This window comes from Okeania sp. SIO2B9, from assembly GCF_010672505.1.
In the GTDB taxonomy this organism is placed as follows: Bacteria; Cyanobacteriota; Cyanobacteriia; order Cyanobacteriales; family Microcoleaceae; genus Okeania; species Okeania hirsuta.
On sequence record NZ_JAAHGK010001498.1, the window covers coordinates 1 to 1,668 of the forward strand.

General features: G+C 33.4%; 1 pseudogene. It reads left to right on the plus strand.

Annotation, left to right across the window (positions count from 1 at the left end):
* Nucleotides 1-125 precede the first annotated feature (125 nt).
* Nucleotides 126-1,592: pseudogene (locus F6K13_RS32025) on the plus strand (metallophosphoesterase family protein); the annotation flags it as partial.
* Nucleotides 1,593-1,668 lie beyond the last annotated feature (76 nt).

The window sequence follows — 1,668 nt, forward strand, 5'->3', positions numbered from 1 at the left end:
TGACTTAATAACTCATAGCTGATAGCTGACCGCTGAGCGCTGAATGCTTATACTCATTTTAAACATCTATAATCAAGATGCACTTTCTTGTAGTATTCTTTTTTCAAACTGGTCTAATTATTTCTATGTTTAATCCTCCTCCAGAAATATTTGAGAATCCCAGAGATTATTATCGTAATCCATGGATTTTTGGTATTTTAATTATTGTTGTTATTTTTATATTTATAGTTATGTATTCTCTCGAATCTCCACCCCAATTTTTAACAGATCCATTTCTCCAAGCTCCGACAGAAAATTCTGTACAAGTTGTTTGGTTTACTGAATTTCCTGGCAAAGGTCATTTTGTAGTTTATGGTGAAAATTTGAATCAAGTTATTGAGGCAAATACTACTAAACTTAGTCGTACTAGAGAAGACCAAGATTCTCGCGTAGGAAAACAAACAGAAAAAGGTTTAATTTATCAACAACCTATTATGCGAAATATCTGGCGACATGAGGCAAAAGTTATTGGTTTAACACCTAATATTTCTGTGCCATATAGAATTATTAGCGAAAAGGAAAATGGGGAAAATATGAGGAGCAAAATTTTTACTTTGGCTGCTAAACCTACCCCTGGTAGACCTTTAAAAATTCTCCTAACTTCCGACCATCAATTAAAACCAATGACTTCTGCAAATCTACAAAAAGTCACAGAAACTTTTGATAAATTAGACGCTATTTTTTTTGCTGGAGATTTAGTTAATATTCCCGACCGTGCCTCAGAATGGTTTGATGATAATCGAGGAAATGCTTTTTTTTCTAATCTCCAAGGTAGAGCTAATTATGAATTAGAAAAAGATGGTACAAAAACTATTTATAAAGGTGGGGAGTTAATTCAAAATATGCCTCTTTTTCCAGCAATTGGCAACCACGAAGTTATGGGTATATTTTCCATGAAAACTTCTTTGAATTACCAATTTAGTCAACCCTACCCACGGGATGCTGCATCAGATTTATATAGGCAAAATTCCACAAATATTAATCCTGATATAAATTGGTTAAAAAATAATTCTTTTAATACTTACACTTACCAAGAAATTTTTACCCTTCCTCAAAATGGTTCAGAAGAAAAAAATTACTATGCTGTAACTTTTGGCGATGTACGTTTAGTAGTTTTATATATTACGAATATCTGGAGAGTTCCTCATTTAAGAGATAATGCTAGAGGCAAATATCGGGAACGAAAAAAAGATTTTGATAATCCGGCTGAATGGGGTTATGGCCAGCATATTTTTGAACCTATTAATCAAGGTAGCGAGCAATATAATTGGTTAGAAAAAGAACTGGCAAGTCAGGAATTTAAACAAGCTAAATATAAAGTCGCAATGTTTCACCATCCACCCCATTCTCTTGGTGAAAATATTGCCCCTGCTTATACTAATCCCATACAATTTATTGACCGAGATGAAAATGGCAATATTACGATGATTCGTTATGAATATCCTCAACAAAACGATTATATTATTCGAGATGTTTTACCTTTGTTAGAAACTGCTGGCGTACAGTTAGTATTTTACGGACATTCTCATCTTTGGAATCGCTTTTTATCTCCTACATAAGCTCCATAACTATTACCCACATTTGATGTTTCTAGAAAGTGCATTCCACTCGGACTAATAAAGCGATTCA